The sequence below is a fragment of the Clostridium muellerianum genome, from assembly GCF_012926525.1.
Classification (GTDB): domain Bacteria; phylum Bacillota; class Clostridia; order Clostridiales; family Clostridiaceae; genus Clostridium_AM; species Clostridium_AM muellerianum.
In genome coordinates this window covers 46,368-63,685 of record NZ_JABBNI010000015.1, presented here as the reverse complement: position 1 = coordinate 63,685, position 17,318 = coordinate 46,368, and the positions used below count along the sequence as shown (strand labels likewise).

Annotated in this window: 13 protein-coding genes and 1 riboswitch; of the genes, 1 reads left to right on the top strand and 12 read right to left on the bottom strand. The window is 31.1% G+C overall.

The window, feature by feature from the left end:
* Positions 1 to 12 precede the first annotated feature (12 nt).
* The 12 genes from kamC to HBE96_RS09305 form a co-directional block, all read right to left on the bottom strand.
* Complete coding sequence (kamC, locus tag HBE96_RS09360; RefSeq protein WP_342590167.1) at positions 13 to 1,491, bottom strand: lysine 5,6-aminomutase reactivase ATPase KamC; 1,479 nt, start codon at positions 1,489 to 1,491, stop codon at positions 13 to 15.
* Complete coding sequence (gene kamB / locus HBE96_RS09355) at positions 1,484 to 2,515, bottom strand: lysine 5,6-aminomutase reactivase subunit KamB (RefSeq protein ID WP_169297509.1); 1,032 nt, start codon at positions 2,513 to 2,515, stop codon at positions 1,484 to 1,486. The genes kamC and kamB overlap by 8 nt, the downstream gene beginning before the upstream one ends.
* Before the next feature lie 35 nt (positions 2,516 to 2,550).
* Positions 2,551 to 3,804, bottom strand: a complete 1,254-nt coding sequence (kamA, locus tag HBE96_RS09350) for a lysine 2,3-aminomutase (protein ID WP_169297508.1) — start codon at positions 3,802 to 3,804, stop codon at positions 2,551 to 2,553.
* Positions 3,805 to 4,203: 399 nt separating this feature from the next.
* The gene (kdd, locus tag HBE96_RS09345) at positions 4,204 to 5,238 is read right to left on the bottom strand and encodes an L-erythro-3,5-diaminohexanoate dehydrogenase (RefSeq protein WP_169297507.1); all 1,035 of its coding nucleotides are present in this window, start codon (positions 5,236 to 5,238) and stop codon (positions 4,204 to 4,206) included.
* A 123-nt stretch (positions 5,239 to 5,361) separates the two neighbouring features.
* A complete protein-coding gene (kce, locus tag HBE96_RS09340) occupies positions 5,362 to 6,177 on the bottom strand; it encodes a 3-keto-5-aminohexanoate cleavage enzyme (protein WP_169297506.1) in 816 nt (271 codons plus the stop codon).
* A 20-nt stretch (positions 6,178 to 6,197) separates the two neighbouring features.
* Positions 6,198 to 6,578 carry a 3-aminobutyryl-CoA ammonia lyase gene (gene kal / locus HBE96_RS09335; RefSeq protein ID WP_169297505.1) on the bottom strand — a complete coding sequence of 127 codons (381 nt, stop codon included), beginning with the start codon at positions 6,576 to 6,578 and terminating at the stop codon, positions 6,198 to 6,200.
* A gap of 153 nt (positions 6,579 to 6,731) precedes the next feature.
* Positions 6,732 to 6,914: riboswitch (Lysine riboswitch) on the bottom strand.
* Between the two features lie 186 nt (positions 6,915 to 7,100).
* Positions 7,101 to 8,657 carry an acyl CoA:acetate/3-ketoacid CoA transferase gene (locus HBE96_RS09330; protein ID WP_169297504.1) on the bottom strand — a complete coding sequence of 519 codons (1,557 nt, stop codon included), beginning with the start codon at positions 8,655 to 8,657 and terminating at the stop codon, positions 7,101 to 7,103.
* A gap of 522 nt (positions 8,658 to 9,179) precedes the next feature.
* Positions 9,180 to 10,121: a 3-hydroxyacyl-CoA dehydrogenase family protein gene (locus HBE96_RS09325; protein WP_169297503.1), complete on the bottom strand. Its 942-nt coding sequence runs from the start codon at positions 10,119 to 10,121 to the stop codon at positions 9,180 to 9,182.
* A gap of 395 nt (positions 10,122 to 10,516) precedes the next feature.
* Positions 10,517 to 12,226, bottom strand: a complete 1,710-nt coding sequence (locus HBE96_RS09320; protein WP_169297502.1) for a sigma 54-interacting transcriptional regulator — start codon at positions 12,224 to 12,226, stop codon at positions 10,517 to 10,519.
* Between the two features lie 155 nt (positions 12,227 to 12,381).
* On the bottom strand, positions 12,382 to 13,203 hold the full coding sequence (locus HBE96_RS09315) for an MBL fold metallo-hydrolase (protein ID WP_169297501.1): 822 nt from the start codon (positions 13,201 to 13,203) through the stop codon (positions 12,382 to 12,384).
* Between the two features lie 137 nt (positions 13,204 to 13,340).
* Positions 13,341 to 14,225, bottom strand: coding sequence for a S1-like domain-containing RNA-binding protein (locus HBE96_RS09310; RefSeq protein ID WP_169297500.1), 885 nt, complete (start codon positions 14,223 to 14,225; stop codon positions 13,341 to 13,343).
* Between the two features lie 94 nt (positions 14,226 to 14,319).
* Positions 14,320 to 15,219: an ADP-ribosylglycohydrolase family protein gene (locus HBE96_RS09305; protein ID WP_169297499.1), complete on the bottom strand. Its 900-nt coding sequence runs from the start codon at positions 15,217 to 15,219 to the stop codon at positions 14,320 to 14,322.
* 361 nt (positions 15,220 to 15,580) lie between these two features.
* Here HBE96_RS09305 and HBE96_RS09300 point away from each other — a divergent pair, with 361 nt between their 5' ends.
* Positions 15,581 to 17,299, top strand: coding sequence for a peptide-binding protein (locus tag HBE96_RS09300; protein ID WP_169297498.1), 1,719 nt, complete (start codon positions 15,581 to 15,583; stop codon positions 17,297 to 17,299).
* Positions 17,300 to 17,318 lie beyond the last annotated feature (19 nt).

The following is a 17,318-nucleotide window of genomic DNA, read 5'->3' as shown; positions in this document are numbered from 1 at the left end:
CTGTACTGAAATTCATTTTTCTGCCTTATAATAATCCTTAGCTATGTCTAAAATTTCTTCATCTAAACCAAGCAACATTGATATCTTAAGAGCATCCTTTGGAACCATACTTTCTTTACCTACCTTTTCTAACCTGTATTCCATATTTTCTTGAATTATTTCAACTGAATGCTTGTTGTTTAAGTTGATTTTATATTTCAAGGAATTAAAGTTAACATTTTTAAGTCCCACAACCTGGTAGTGTGTCATATCATCTTGAACTACCCCATCATAATGAGTTGAAATTACACTTATAGAATTAAATTTATTTAAATATTTGCATAGCGATGCCACAAGATAAAACCCTTCTCTGGGATTTGTACCTCTTGCAAACTCATCTAGGACAAGAAATCCTTTTTCTTTTTTAACACATTCAACCATTTCACTTAGCTTAATTATTTCTGCTCCAAATGTACTAAGCCCCTTGGAGATATTTTGCATATCATCAGATATAAAATATATAAAATCTACTACAGGAAAAGCAGCTTTTTTACAAAATACAAAGAAACCCATCTGCCCTAACAATACATTTAACACCATGGTTTTTAAAGTTACACTTTTACCTCCCATGTTAGCTCCAGTGATTACCGTAGTACCACTTTTTAAATTTAAGCTTACACTGGTAAAAGTTTTGTCTTTAGCTTTTAATACTTCACTTATTTCAGGGTTTAATGTACCTTCTAAATTTATTTCCATATTATCTGTTAGTTCTGGCTTAACGGCATTATACTTTATGGCAAGTTTGCTTTTAGCCATTAATAAATCAAGGCTTCCTATGGCTTCAATATTTTCTTTAAATACATTAATATATTTAGAAATTTCCTCTGATAAAAGCTTTTTTATTCTTAATTCCTCTTCCTCTTCGAGAATAACCATATCAAGTCTTGATTCCTTTAGAGCGGCACTTATTTCTTCATCTTCCTCAAAGAAAATTTTATTTTCTAATTTTGTTTTTTCTTTTCTTATGTCTCTTAATCTCTCAGAATACTTATCATAGATATAAAATGTTGGTATTTTCTTATTTTCTGGATCTAGTAGCTTAAAAATATATTCAAGAGACTGAAAATTTATATTGGTTATATCAATATTTAATTCCTTATATATTCCTATTAGTTCATCTATAACCATTGAAAAATACTTTATTTCATACAATTCTACTTCATCTAGCACCTCTAAATTTACACTTCTCTTTAAAGAGTTTTTAATATCCTTTATTCTACAAAAACATCTTTCAATTTCATCATATTTCCTTTTATTTTCCTTAATACTATTTATAATAATTTCTGTATTATTAAGTTCTGTATGCAGCTCTTTTCCACGAGCTGTACCAAAAGGTTTGATTTTACTCTTCTGTTCAAATCCATAAGGCGTCATGACCTCTAGCTTATCCATAACATAGGTGAATCCAATTTGTATTCTCTGCTCTTTATCTAAAAATTTAATTTTACTCACCTGCCTTCACATCAAATATGGGTAAACTAATTTTACTTTTAAGCTTCTTCAAAAATTTATCACCATCAAACTCATATCCATAAGGGGACGTAGGATTTGAGGTAATACAAATAATATTTATTGAATTTAATACCTTTAATTTTCCACCTTGCTTTTCAAACTTATACAACGTGTCAGAAGTAATAAATAATTTAGTTCCATCCTCACATAGAAAAGTTATGTTTTTATACCTATCAGTAGAGTTCATTATTCCCTCTATAAGTTTATCTGATATTATACCCCTGATTAAAACATAAGCCGTATGTTCATTTAAGCTTTCAGCAATTTCTTTACTGGCTTCCAAGGATGTTTTTAAATTTAAATTTATTACGGTCATATCTTTATTTATAATACTTACCCGATGAGTTATAGGAATATTTTTACAAAGGCTCTGAACTTTCTCGTTATTTTCCTTTTCTAATGATAAAAGCCTTATACAATGACTTGTTTGCTCTACTACCTTATCCATATTTCTAGATAATGCACCTCCAGTTGAAAGTATTGTAGCTTCTGTAATAGCTGGAGATGCAAAGCTTTTTCTGCTAAGTGCCCCATCCACAATCACTATTTCACTTCCAATATCTTTTAACATTTTACATATATCCCTCATATATGAATTCAAAGATGGTCCGCCAAGCTCAACATATCCATCACTTAAGGCACCTGCAATAATAACCTCTCCCATTGCAGTGTTAATTCCTGTAGTTCTGATTATTTCCTTTGTAATGTCGCTATTATATAAACACTGTTTACTTGTTGCAATATAAGTACCTTTTTCTACATAAATTCTTGGTTTTTCTGTTTCCGTTACACTATCCTCTTCTTCCCCATCTCTTCCTATTGATGTAAGACCAAGGCGAACCTTTCCCCTGGCCTTACTCAAAATGTAATTTAACACTGTGGTTTTACCCACATTTTTATCCATACCTATAATGGATATAGTATTATACTTCTTTATCATTTCAAAAATATTTCTATCATTCATACTACTACTTCCTTATAGATAATTAATTTTCTTTATTATTGATGTGCATTTCTTTTGTTTCTTGCAAGACTTGCTGGTTCAAGTGACATTTGTTGTCCATTCAATAATCCTGCAACTCCAACCTCTTTAACTGTTTTTTCTCCTCTACAAATTTCACAATTGCAGCCTGGAACATAGTTTAATGGTTCTTCATAGGTTGTAATTACTCCTTCGAAGTTTCTTAGTACCACCTTGTTATGACTTTGTGATATTACGTAATTTGGCATTACTGGTATTTTGCCACCACCACCGGGAGCATCAAGAACGAAGGTTGGCACGCAAAAACCAGAAGTATGTCCTCTAAGTCCTTCAATTATTTCTACACCCTTTGAAACAGAAGTTCTAAAATGTTCAAGCCCCATTGATAGGTCACATTGATAAATATAGTATGGTCTCACTCTTATCATAACTAATTTGTGTACAAGCTCTTTCATTACATGTACACAATCATTTACACCTTTTAAAAGAACTGATTGGTTCCCAAGAGGAATTCCTGCATTAGCTATTTTTTCACAAGCTGCCTTTGATTCCTTTGTAATTTCATTTGGGTGATTAAAATGTGTATTTAACCAAATGGGGTGGTATTTTGCAAGCATATTAACAAGTTTTGGTGTTATTCTTTGTGGAAGAACAACTGGAGTTCTTGATCCTATTCGTATTATTTCAACATGAGGAATTTCTCTTAGTTTCTTTATAATGTATTCAAGTTTTTCATCTGAAACTAAAAGAGCATCTCCCCCCGAAAGCAATACATCTCTTATTGCTGGTGTTTTTGCAATATAATCAATTGCCTTATCTATTTTTTCCTTCGGCATAGCACTGTCATTTTTTCCTGCAAATCTTCTTCTTGTACAATGTCTGCAGTACATTGAACATTGATCAGTAATTAATAAAAGCACTCTGTCAGGATATCTATGTGTAAGTCCTGGAACCGGTGAATCTCCATCTTCGTGAAGTGGATCTAAAAGATCTGCATGCCCCTGATGAACCTCAAGCACAGTTGGTATAGCTTGTTTTCTTATTGGATCATGCGGATCATTTATATCTATCAAAGAAAGATAGTAAGGAGTTATTGCCATTCTCAATGTTTTTAAACATTGTCTTACACCCTGTTCCTCTTCTTCTGTTAATGGTATATATTTTTTAAGTTCATCCACAGTTTCAATTCTATTTTCAACTTGCCATTTCCAATCATTCCACTGCTCATCAGTTACGTCTTTGAAAATTTCAAATCTCCTATTTACTTTCACTTTATTCCCTCCAATATATTAAATGCTTACTGCCACATAGATAATTCATAACTCAACTTTCGCACATACAATTTTGATTTAATACAGGCAAATTGCTACACAACTTTTTCAGAGGACATAGGACAGAGGACAATTGACAGTGAAGGAGGATTTTTCTCCATTACACTACGAAAAATCTTTAATTAAGTTTTGGATAGATCGTTCCGCTAAAGCGAAACATTGCTGACGTATATAAATTCCAAGATTGTTTTGCGTTAGCAAAATAAGATTTAAAATAAATTAGTTTTCTGACGTAAGGAGGAAAACTTACCTTCATTGTCCTCTGTCATCTGTCAATTGTCCTCTGAAAAAAGGTTGCATCGCATAATTTTTAAACTGCGAAAGTTGAGCTCACAATTATTAGATATATAATTCATCAAATATTTTTCTTAATGTTTTGCTCTCTCTAAGCTCTGATAATGTTATTTCAGCATGTCCTTTAGTATATCCATTTCCTATTATCATAGTTACATCTTTACCAACACCTTCAGCACCCAAAGCTGCTTTTGTAAAACTTGTAGCCATTGAGAAGAAATAAACAGTACCATTATCCTTAACTGGTAATATGCAGGCCATTTCAGTATTTGGTATATTTACACAGCTAATTGATAAATCTACTTCATTTCCTTCATTAGCCTCTAAAGTCTTGTTTAAAACATCCACTGGTTTTTGAGCATCACTCACTATAGCTGCGTGGCATAATCCCCACTCCTTTAATTTATCAGCTTGAGCTTTTTTTCTAACCATAGCTATAACGTTTCCAGTTGGTCCTACTCTCTTCATTGCTTCGTAGCAGCAAAGCATTCCTGATTTTCCTGCTGCTCCAAGTACTAATACGCTTTGTCCAGGTTTAACAAGTTTAGCTACCTGAGCAGGTGCTCCCGCAACATCTAGGGCTGCAAGTGCTAATGCTTCTGACATGTCAGTTGGAAGCTTAGCATATATTCCACTTTCAAATAATATAGCTTTAGCTTTAACTTCTACTCTATCTATATCAATTTTAATATCTCGAATTTCTTCTATTTTAAGTGGAGTTAAAGATAATGAAACTAATGAAGCTATTTTATCCCCAACTTTTAAATCTCTATCTTTTAACGCTTCTCCTATTTGTAAAACTGTTCCTATAAACATTCCACCTGATCCAGTTACAGGGTTCTGCATTTTTCCTCTTTCTCCTACTATTTCTAATATCTTAGCTTTTATTTTTTCTACATCACCATTAGCTTCCTCTTTTATTTGAGTGAAACTAGCTGAATCTATGTTTAATGAGCTGACATCAATAAGAATTTCGTTATCATAAATTTCCATATTATTATCAATTTTTAGAGCTGCTTGAGTTAAAACCCCCTGTGGTTCAATTACTCTGTGAGATCCGTATTTACATCCTTTTTTCATAATTAACTTCCTCCCTTAATTTATTTTTATTATTTATTTATATATCATGGTTTTTATGTTTTCTGAAATCATTAAAAAATTTTATTTTATAAGTATAAAAAAATATATCTAACAATTTAAAGTTTACAATCCTAAAATTTGTCTTGCCTCAGCAGGTGTAGCTATTTCTCTACCTAATTCTTTAGCAAGCCGTACGACCTTTTCCACTAGCTCTCCATTTGACTTTGCTAAAACTCCTCTTGAAAGGCAAACGTTATCTTCAAAACCGACTCTTACGTGTCCGCCCATTATTATTGACATTGCTGCCATTTGAAATTCGTTTTTCCCTATACCTGAAACTGTGAATGTACTATCTTTTGGGATGCTCCCTGCCATGAATACTAAATCTCTTGGTGTAGCACTTATGCCACCATTTACACCCATTACAAAGTTAAAATGCATAGGAGCTTTTATAAATCCTTTTTTATGAAGCCTTATAGCCATATCTATCATACCTTTATCAAATACTTCAACTTCAGGCTTAACTCCAAGACTTATCATTTTATTTCCAAAATCCTTAATGATATTTTCAGTGTTTACAAAGATATCGTCCCCACCAAAATTACAAGTTCCTGCATCAAGGCTTGCCATCTCTGGTTTTAAATCTACTGGTTGTAATCTTTCTTCATTGCTCATTCCAACAGCTCCACCTGTAGATGGTTGAATTATTGCTTCTGGACATCTTCTTTTAATTTCTTCCATACATAATCTAAATCTCTCTCTATCTTGTGTTGGGGTTCCATCATCTTCTCTTACATGTAAATGTATAATGCTAGCACCAGCTCTGTAGGCAATCTCAGCTTCTCTTCCAATTTCCTCTACAGTATAAGGAACAGCTTCATTATGCTCTTTTGTAACCTCTGCTCCGCAAATAGCCGCAGTAATAATTAGTTTTTCCATAGATTTTTACCTCCATACCTTTATTTTCTTTGCTTGTCCTTTGGAGTTACACAAGTTCCACTTGCTCTGCAAACCACTATTGGCTCCGATAAAATATCTGCAGCAGAGTCATTTATATCTGGTCTTGAACTAATTACCTTCCTTGCCTCAAAGATCATTTTTCTAGATGAATTACCACACTTAACTATTTCACCTACAGCTTCTATAAAATCCCCTGCATATACTGGGGCAAGAAATTCTATATTATCATAGGCACAAAATAAACCTTCATCACCATCTTTCATAATTAAGAGTTCTGTAGCAACATCTCCAAAAATATTAAGCATTCTAGCACCATCTACTAAGTTTCCACCATAATGTGCATCGCTTGCACTCATTCTAAGTCTAATTAATGATTTCACAAATAATCCCCCCTAAGTTTCATATTTGATTTACTAACATTTATCCTTTGAACATAAGAAAAGACAAAATAAAAAACACTGAATGATTTTCAGTGCTTTTAGTAAACATGTATAGTCCTAAACCATTCATGCAATGAAAATCAATCTTTTCATCACATAAATAGCGCTTTGAGAACTATATTCCCAACAGTGATAGCTTGTATGTTCTATCACCAAGAGACAACCCAAGAACGAATTAATCCCTTTCGGCAAAACAAACCATTCGCTTTTAGCATTGGAAGTTCTTCTCCTTTGCATCTAAAAGTTACCTTTTTTGTTTGCACCTCTATTTATGTATGTTATTTCTTATTAAAGTCTCCTCTTTTCTAAATCATACCATATACCCCTAATATTGTAAATACAAAAATAACTATTTCCTATTATCATTCTTTTAGTGCAGGTGCATTAAAAAAGGTATTATACTTTATTGACACTTATTGTTTACTAGTACCCAAATTTATTTTCTTTTGTATTTTAAATTTTTTAACTAATCTTCATACCAATTGGTGCTTCTTTAAATATTCTTTCATCCATTAACTTTAATTTAGGTGATATTATTGGCTTAAATTCCATATGAGAAAGTACGTCTTTTTCTAAATCTATTCCAGGAGCAATTTCTTCTAAAACTAATCCATTTTTAGTTAATTTCAATACAGCTCTTTCTGTTATATAAATAACTGGCTGGTTAATACTTACTGCATATTCACCACTAAAAGTAATTTGCTCAACAGCTTCTAAAAATTTATTAAATTTTCCTTCATTCTCTATTATTAATTTACCATTCTGTATTCTTGTTCTTAACCCACCTGTAGTAAATGTTCCACAATATACTACTTTCTTAGAATTCTGAGTTATATTAATAAATCCTCCACAACCTGCAATTTTAGTTCCAAATTTACTAACATTTATATTGCCCTTTTTATCACACTGTGCAAGACCTAGGAAAGCTATATCAAGTCCTCCTCCATCATAAAAATCAAATTGACTACCTGAATCAAGTATACATTCTGGATTAGTTGAGGCTCCAAAGCTTAAACCTCCAGCAGGAACTCCTCCTATACCACCTGCTTCTATAGTTAAAGTCATTTCACCTGCAATTCCCTCTTCATTAGCAACCATAGATATTCCTTCTGGCATACCTATTCCGAGATTAGTAATATCCCCAGGTGAAAGCTCAATAGCTGCTCTTCTTGCTATTACTTTTCTTTGATCAAGAGGTAAACCCCCTATAGAATCTATTGAAAACTTAACTTCCCCAGAATAAGATGGATTATAAGTTTCTGAAAATGTCTGCATATGATTTTCTACATCACTTGTAACAACTATTGCATCTACATATATTCCTGGTACCTTAACTTTTCTCGGATCTAAAGACCCATTAGCTACAATTTTTTCAACTTGAAGTATTACTTTTCCTCCAGAGTTTTTAGCAGCTTGAGCCATAGCTGTTGTGTCAAGTGTAGCAGCTTCTTTTTCTAATGTAGCATTTCCATATTCATCAGCATAAGTTGCCCTTAAAATTGCAACATCTATAGGAAATGATTTATAAAATAAATATTCTTTATCTTCAATATCAATTACTTTTACCAAGTCATCCCTAGTAACTTCATTTAACTTACCACCTTCATTTCTAGGATCTATAAAGGTTTTTAATCCTACATGTGTGATAGTTCCAGGTTTTCCAGCGGCAATATCTCTATATAAATGTGATATAACTCCTTGTGGTAAATTATATGCTTCAATTTTATTATCTAAAGCTAATTTCTGAAGCTTTGGTACTAATGCCCAATGTCCTCCTATTACTTTGGATAATAGTCCTTCATGAGCCAGATGATTCAATCCTCTCTCTTTACTATCGCCCTGCCCTGCTGCATAAACTAATGTTAGATTTTTAGGTTGCTTTTTATCTAAATATTTTTTTTCAATTTCTAAAGTAATTTCTTCTGGATGACCACATCCAACAAATCCTCCCACTGCAACAGTATCTCTATCTTTTATTAAATTTACCGCCTGCTTTTTTGACATAACCTTTGATTTCATTTTTATTAATCCCCCACTTAACAATACTTTTCTATATTATTAAATAGCAACTGTCATGCCAACTTAATCTTCCATAAAATATATTACCTAAATTACTGTATTTACTAGTCCTAATTTAGAAAACTGTCATGCCATGTGTTTTAACTATTTTATAAAAACTGTCTATTTTATAGACACTTTTTATATTAGCAATCTAAAAAACAAATCCGATATGCTACATATATCTTTTGTAAAACAAATAGACAAGTTCCGCAAAAGCTTAAGTATCTAAGGATTCTATCAACTCAGTATTACAAAAAATAGACTTGTTATTTTTTTCAAGATGCCTTAGATATCCACTTATATGGCATGGGCCAAATAAACCATATGACTTCCTTGTTATTCTTGGGGATACAGCTTATATTTTAATACATTTCATAAAAGTGTATATATTCTTTACATGTATACTTTTTGTACAATAAAAAACATAACTCTCCTCCTAATAATTTGAAAATAAATAAGGGCCAAAAGCCCCTATTAAAATTATTTTTTTTCTAAATCTCTCTGTAAAAACTGTAAAAGTACTTCTTCACGTTCCTTTTTCTTCTTTTCTATAGCCTCTGGTCTCCAATTATAAAAACCTTGTCCGCTCTTACTTCCTAAATTTCCAGCTTCAACTTTATCCTGCATTAATTTAGAAGGTTTCGTATCATTACATAAATCCTCAAATAAATATGTTGATATATTATGGAATATATCAAGTCCTCCTAAATCTGCACTGCATAATGGTCCAGTAACAGGTAATCTTCTTCCATGTCCATATTCTATAGCTTTATCTACCTCTTCAGGTTTCGCCCAGCCTTGTTCTACTATATATAAAGCTTCTCTAAGAAGCGCAAGTTGAAGCCTGTTTCCTATGAAACCTAAACATTCTTTTTCCATACGAACGGCTTTTTTACCTATAAATTCAACCCATTCCATGGTTGTTCCCATTGTATCCTGTGATGTTTTTTCTCCTGGTACTACTTCTACTAAAGGTATTAAATGTGGTGGATTCCAAAAGTGAGCAATTACTACTCTTTCAGGATCCTTTGTATGTTTAGCTATAGCTGTTGGACTAAGTCCTGAAGTATTAGTAGCTAAAATTACATTTGATGGACAAAGTTCATCTAACTGCTTAAAAACCTTCTGTTTTAGCTCTAAATTTTCAGCTAAAGATTCTATTATAAAATCAGCATCTTTAGCAGCTTCTTCAATAGTTTTAACACCCTTTATCTTACTTAAAATTTCTTCACATTTTTTATCTGATATTTTTCCTTCAGCCTTTAAACGGTTTAAACTATTTTTTATGTTATTAAACCCTCTTTCTAAGCTTTCATCAGATCTTCCATACATAACTACATTTAATCCTGCTCTTGCAGAAAGCATAGCTATGCCATGTCCCATAGTTCCAGTGCCTAGTACTGATACATTTTTAATATTCATTATTCAACATCCCCCTTTTAAAATAATAGTTATTTATTCAACTTTCGTGCACAAAAACTTTGGCTTAATATAAATATAATGCTAAGCATTTTTGAGAGGACAGAGGACAGTGAAGGAGGATTTTTCTCCGCTTTGCTACGAAAAATCTTTAATTAAATTTTTAATGACTCGTTTCACTAAAGTGAAACATTGCTGATTTGTATAAATTCCAAGCTTCTTTTGCGTTAGCAAAATAAGCTTTAAAAATAAATTAGCTTTCCAACATAAGGAGGAAAACTTACCTTCACTGTCCTCTGTCAAATGTCCTCTGAAAATGTTGCTCCACAATATTTTTAAACTGCGAAAGTTGAGTTATTTATAAGTTTTATACTAATATTTTATTATTTTATATACTTTTATACATTACTTAATTTGTATTCTTCTATCTTTTTATATAATCCAGCTCTGCTTATGCCCAATAATTGAGACGTTTTATTTTTATTCCATTTAGTTTTATTTAAACATTCCAAAATAACATCTTTTTCTACACTTTCAATTATATCTTTTAAATATTTATTTTCTTTTATATATGATTTAAACTTATTTTTTCTTAATCTTTCTGGTAAATGTTCTGGTTGTATAACCAAATCTGAATCTAATAAATTTATAGCTCTTTCAATAACATTTTCTAACTCTCTAATATTTCCCGGCCAATTGTAATTTGCTAAACATTCAATAGCTTCTTTAGATATGCCCTCTACATACATTCCCAGTCTATTAGAAACCTTTATTCTTAAGGCATTTGCTAGCTGTGGTATATCTTCTTTTCTTTCTCTTAAAGCTGGAAGTGAAATTTTAATAACGTTTAATCTATAATAAAGATCCGCTCTAAATTTTCCGTCTCTCACCGCTTCTTCTAAATTTTTATTAGTAGCAGCAATTATTCTAACATCTACCTGTTCTACTACATTACCACCAACTCTTTCAATTTCCTTTTCTTGAATTACTCTTAAAATCTTAACTTGCATATTCATTGGCATGTCCCCAATTTCATCTAAAAAAATTGTTCCTCCATTAGCTATTTCAAACTTTCCTTTTTTACCACCTTTTTTTGCACCTGTAAACGCACCTTCTTCATAACCGAACAATTCAGCTTCCAATAATTCCTGTGGTATTGCAGCACAGTTTATTTCTACAAAAGGTCCTAAAACTCTTTTACTGGAATTATGTATTGCATGCGCATATAATTCTTTACCTGTACCACTTTCCCCTACTATTAATACATTTGAATTAGTGTTTCCCGCCTTTTTGGCTAAACCCTTTACCTTTTTTACAATAGGAGAACTTCCCACTATATCTTCAAAAGAATATTTGGCTACTTTTTCTGTATTAAATACATTCTTATAGAATTCAACTTCCTTTTCTAAATTATTTAATTTTTTATTTAAAGAGTGCAAATCACCAATGCTTTTGAACATTACTTTTCCTATTACTCCAACAATTTTTCCATCTTTTTTTATGGGCATGCGCATAGATACCATTTTATTTCCACTTATCTCTTGTAAATCTCCTACTTCCATAATTCCAGTTTCTAAAACTTTATGAAGTCTTGTATTTTCTATTACATCTATAACTTGCTTACCCTCTGGGTTGGAACAATTCAAAAATTCCTTATATGCTTTACTCATCATTGTAATAATTCCTTTTTCATTTATCACTACAACGCACTCATTAATTGTATTTATCACTGTATTTAAAATATCTACATTTAGCTTATCATCACTCATTTCATTTTTCATTTTCTTATAAATATTTATATCCTGAAAAATGGCTATTGCCCCTTCTTCAACATTATTTAACATTATAGGAATCCTGTTTGTTATAAATTCTCTGCCATTTAAAAAAAACCTCTCATTTGATTCATTTTTCTTTGTCTTTAGTATTTTTAAAAGATGAGTCTTTGGTATAACTTCTTTTAAAGATTTTCCAATACAATCTTTAGCACTTATACAAAGTAAATCTTCTGCAATTTTATTAATAATAACTATATTACCTTTATTATCTATTGTTATTACTCCTTCACTAATATTTTTAACTATTAGTTTAAGGCTTTCTTCTATAATCATAAATTCACCACCTTTATATATCCCGTGTAACCCATATTACTTACATATTACTACATTAGTTACATATTAATACATAAATAATTTAAAATTTCCTTATTAAGTGGTGATATTATTACTCTTCTATGTTCATGCTAATTGAATTTCACAGTTTGTAGTTACTTAATCTTTATACTTAAATCAGATCTAGACATTTTTAAACTTCCATTTTTAATTACTACATCTCCCTGCAAATCTGTTCTTATTATTAGAGTTCCCATTTTACCAATTCTATCTAATACCTTATTTTCTGGACTTTCTACTCCGTTAGAAGTCACAATAGCAACTTTAGGCAAAGTTATTCTCAAAAAATCTTCTGTGCTACTTGTATTTAAACCATGATGTGGTACTTTTAAAACATCACAGCAATTTATTCTATTATTCTTTATCATATATTCCTCTTCTGCTTTTTCACAATCACCAGCAAATAAATAATTTACTCCATCTATTTCTCCTTGCAAAATTATAGAATTATTATTTTCTAATCTTTTATCTTCTTTAAATGGAGTTAGAGCTTTTAAATTCATTTTTTCTTCTTTTAAAACATAATTATTAGCTATGTATTTTACATCAATGCCTCTCTTGCTTAATTGTTTATACATATCATATTTCATTTTATCATTATGCATTGGTAATAATACCTTATCTACTTTTATACTATCTGCTATTTTTGTTAATCCTCCATAATGATCATCATGATAATGGGTTAATATTACTGTATCTATTTTATTAACTCCATTTAAATCTAAATACTTTAAAACTTTATCTGAATAATAAGAAGCCCCTGTATCTATTAAATAATTTTTAGTATCCGTTTTTATTAATATACAATCGCTTTGTCCTGTATCTAAAAAATGTACTTCGTATTTATTTTGTTTTGCAAATACATTACCTGTAGCAAGAATTACAATTATGCATAATATCATTACTCTCTTTTTCACAAAGATCAGCTCCAATTTTTATTTTACCTATTTTTTGTATTTTTCATTATCAATATACCAGTAAAAAATTTCAAAAAAATAAAAAACATCAAAAGTGTTTTTTTACACTAAAGATGTTTTTTTATTTAAATCAAATATTATTTTTTTGAAGATGCCTTAAGTCTAGTTCCTTCCTGATCCTGTTCTATAATTCCCTGTTTCATAAGTCCACCCAATGCATTTTTAAAATAATTTTTGCTTTCATGAAACACTTTTTTTATATCCTCTGGAGAGCTTTTATCATTAAAAGGCATACTTCCATTATGCTTCTTAAGATACTGCACTATATTTTCCTGCAATTCTGTTCTCTCTTCAGCGGCTCTTTTTCTTGGAGTAAGCCCAATTTTTCCATCTTCATATATTTTTTTTATTCTAAGTTTTAATTCATATCCCTCTTTAAAGTCTACAAAATACTCATTTCTAAGTATTACACCTCTATACACATTATCTATAGCTACCATAGCACTTCCATTAGTTTGAAAACCATAAACAATTCCTGTAACTTCATCCCCTACTCTATACTTACTGTTTACAATTTCATCTGGTTCTTCAACATCTAAATCCTCTAAATATCTATCTATATCTGTAGTAGCAGCAATTCTATTTGTCTTATCTAAATATATATAGAACAAATAGTAATTTCCTATTTCTAATGTATAAAGCTGTTCCTTCATTGGCACAAAGATATCTCTTTCCATACCAAAGTCTATAAAACTTCCAATTTTAGTTTTGGATACTACTTTAAGATAGGCAATTTCTCCAACTGTAGCTAAAGGCTCTTTCAATGTAGCTATAATTCTATCCTTTGAATCCCTGTATATAAACGCATTAACTTCATCACCTATAGAAAGTTCCTTTTCTAATGCACTTTTAGTAGGTAGAAGTATATCATCACTAGTTCTTCCTGTACCTGCATCTAAATAATAACCAAAATCTGCTTCTCTAACAACCTTTAAGGTATTAAATTCTCCTATGTTTACCACTTATCTTCAACTCCCTGTAATTCAATGGACATAATATTTCAATACAATATATTATATCCTAATAACAAACTACTTACTATATATTAATTAATAATTATAAAGAATCTTTCTTAATTGCCTTTTCCTGCATCTTTTTAGCAATTTCTTTTAACTTGTCTTTAACTAATATTTTTTCTCTCCATCTTTCTGGTATATCATTAATTCCATAATAGACTCCTGCAAGCCCACCTGCTATTGCTCCTATAGTATCTGGATCTCCATAAAGATTTACTGCTTCACAAATAACATCTTCTGAATTACCATTATTTATAAAACACCACAAAGCACACTGCAGTGTATCAACAACATATCCAGAAGGATTTAATTCTATTTTTGCAGTAGATGTTATATCCTCATAATCTTGATACTTTGTAGTTTCCTCTTCAATAACCTTCATTTTTTCTTCGCCATTCATATATCTATAAACTATAGTATTGTATAATTCACAAGCTTCAGCTGCTTTTTCATCATAATGAGTAAGCATAGACTGTTCTCTACTTACTTTTATTATTTTTTTCAAATCATCATAATAAAGTGCTGCAGGAATACATCTCATTAAGGTTCCATTTCCTGCTGTATGACCGTCTAATTGTTTGTGTGCATAGGTAGCTGCCTTTTTCCAGCTGTTATACCTTTTATATCCTTCCATTGCCAGCTTCACAGTATTTCCAACATCCTTAGGATTTCCATCATACCAATCAATAAAATTTTCCCCTATGTTTTTTAAAGGATCTTTAGGATTTTGTAGTATACCGCAAGCTACTGCAATAGTCATCATAGTATCATCTGTAACTTCCCCTGGTTTTAAGTTCCAAACACCGCCACCTACTATTTCTTTTAAGTACCCGTACTCTTCCTTACCCTCTCTTTTAGAAAGAAACTCCAGGGTTCCACCCAGTGCATCTCCACAAGCTACTCCAAATAATCCTCCAAGTATCCTAGCTTCCTTTTTCATAAATATCCCCCCTTTTGATTCTTAAAATATATAAAAGAAACAATTATTATTTATCCATTCTTTAAATTTTATTATAGTTCTTTTACTTTATTCTTTACAATACTTTGTTTTTTAATAAATTATTAGTTTATATACACTGAAAAAAAATATATGTATTGGCATAATATCGTATATTGCATGAATATTATGATAATATACTACAAAAATAGATACACACATAATATTAGTGTAGGCAAAAATTAAAACTTATTAAACAATAACTCAACTTCCGCAGTTTAAAAATATTAATTCAAAATTTTGTATATGTGAAAGTTGAGATAATACCTATACAAACAATCAAATTATAAAAGGGGGAAAATCAATGAAAAAGAAAAAAATCTTTGCTTCAATATGTTTGCTAGTAACGTTATCATTTGCGGCAACTGCATGTGGAAGTAATAATACTGCAGCAACACCTACTAAAAAGCAAGACTTAAAAAATTCTGCCACTGAAATTGTAAAGGCAAAAGACCCATCAAAAGTACCTCAAAATGCTAAAAACAGAAAGGATACTCTTATTGTTGGAAGCAATGATGCGCCAAAGGGAAACATGAATGCCTTAACAGCTCAATCTTTGTATGACCAATATGCCTATGAACTTGTATTTGATACTTTAATATCAAATGATGAACAAGGAAATCCAGTTCCAACTGTGGCTGAAAAATGGGAAATATCATCAGATGGGACAAAATATACATTTCACTTAAAAAAAGATGTAAAGTTTAGTGATGGTACACCTTTAACAGCAGAAGATGTGGCATTTACTTATACTGCACTATGTGATCCTAATTATGACGGACAAATATCTAATCAAGCAAATCACATAAAAGGATATAAAGAGTACAACAAAGGTGATGCTAAAACAGTTGAAGGAATTAAGGTAGTTGACCCTTATACTATAGAAATTACATTAAGTAGTCCAAAAGCTAGTGCTCTATGGGACTTAGGCGGAATAACAATACTATCAAAAAAATATTATGGCTTTGAAAAAGGAAATTTCCAAAGACTTAAATCTTTAGATCAAAAACCAATGGGTTCTGGTCCTTATATCATGAAAAAGTTTAAACCAGGACAGGAAGTAGATTTTGAAAGTAATCCTTCTTACTGGAGAGGTCCTGCAAAAATAAAGAATATAATAATGAAAAAAACAGATGCTTCTACTATGATTCAAGAGATAACCACAGGTGGAGTTGATGTAAATTTAATTCCAGCTAAGCCTGAAAACATATCTATGTTAGATGGAGCAGGCTTTATAAATAAGCAGTTCTATACAGACAATGGTTATGGATATATGGCATTTAATTTAAAAGACCCAAGATTCCAGGATAAAAAAGTTCGTCAGGCTTTAACCTATGGACTAAATAGACAAGGTTTTGTAGATTCTTATTACAAGGGTTATGCCAGCGTATGTAATCAGCCATTTTCACCAAACCAATGGGCTTATAGTGAAGATGTAAATCAATATAAATATGATCCAGATAAAGCTGGAAAAATGCTGGATGAAGCAGGCTGGAAGCTAAATAGCTCTGATGGCTATAGATATAAAGATGGCAAGAAATTTACAATAAACTGGTTAACTTACACTGGCAGTAAATATGAAGACTCTCTAATATCTATAGCAAAAGACAGCTGGAAAAAAATTGGTGTAGAACTAATTCCCCAATCAATGGACTTTAATAGTGTGCTTGATAAAGCTGATAAGAGACAGTATGAAATTTATAACATGTCATGGAGTCTTGTAATAGATCCTGATTCTACTCAGATATTCCACAGTTCACAGGATGTACCTGGTGGATCAAACAATATGTCTTTCCGCAATGCTGATAGTGATAAACTTTTAGAGGAAGGACTTAAAGTAACAGATAAGGCTAAAAGAAAAGAAATATATAATAAATGGGCTAAACTTATAAATGAAGAACTTCCATATATATTCTTGGATCAAACTAAATACCTTTGGGGAGTAAGCTCAAGAGTAGAAGGCATGAAGATATCTCCATTCCGTGACTGGACATATGATATATACAAGGTAGAATTAAAATAATTATTGAGTAATTTAGTCA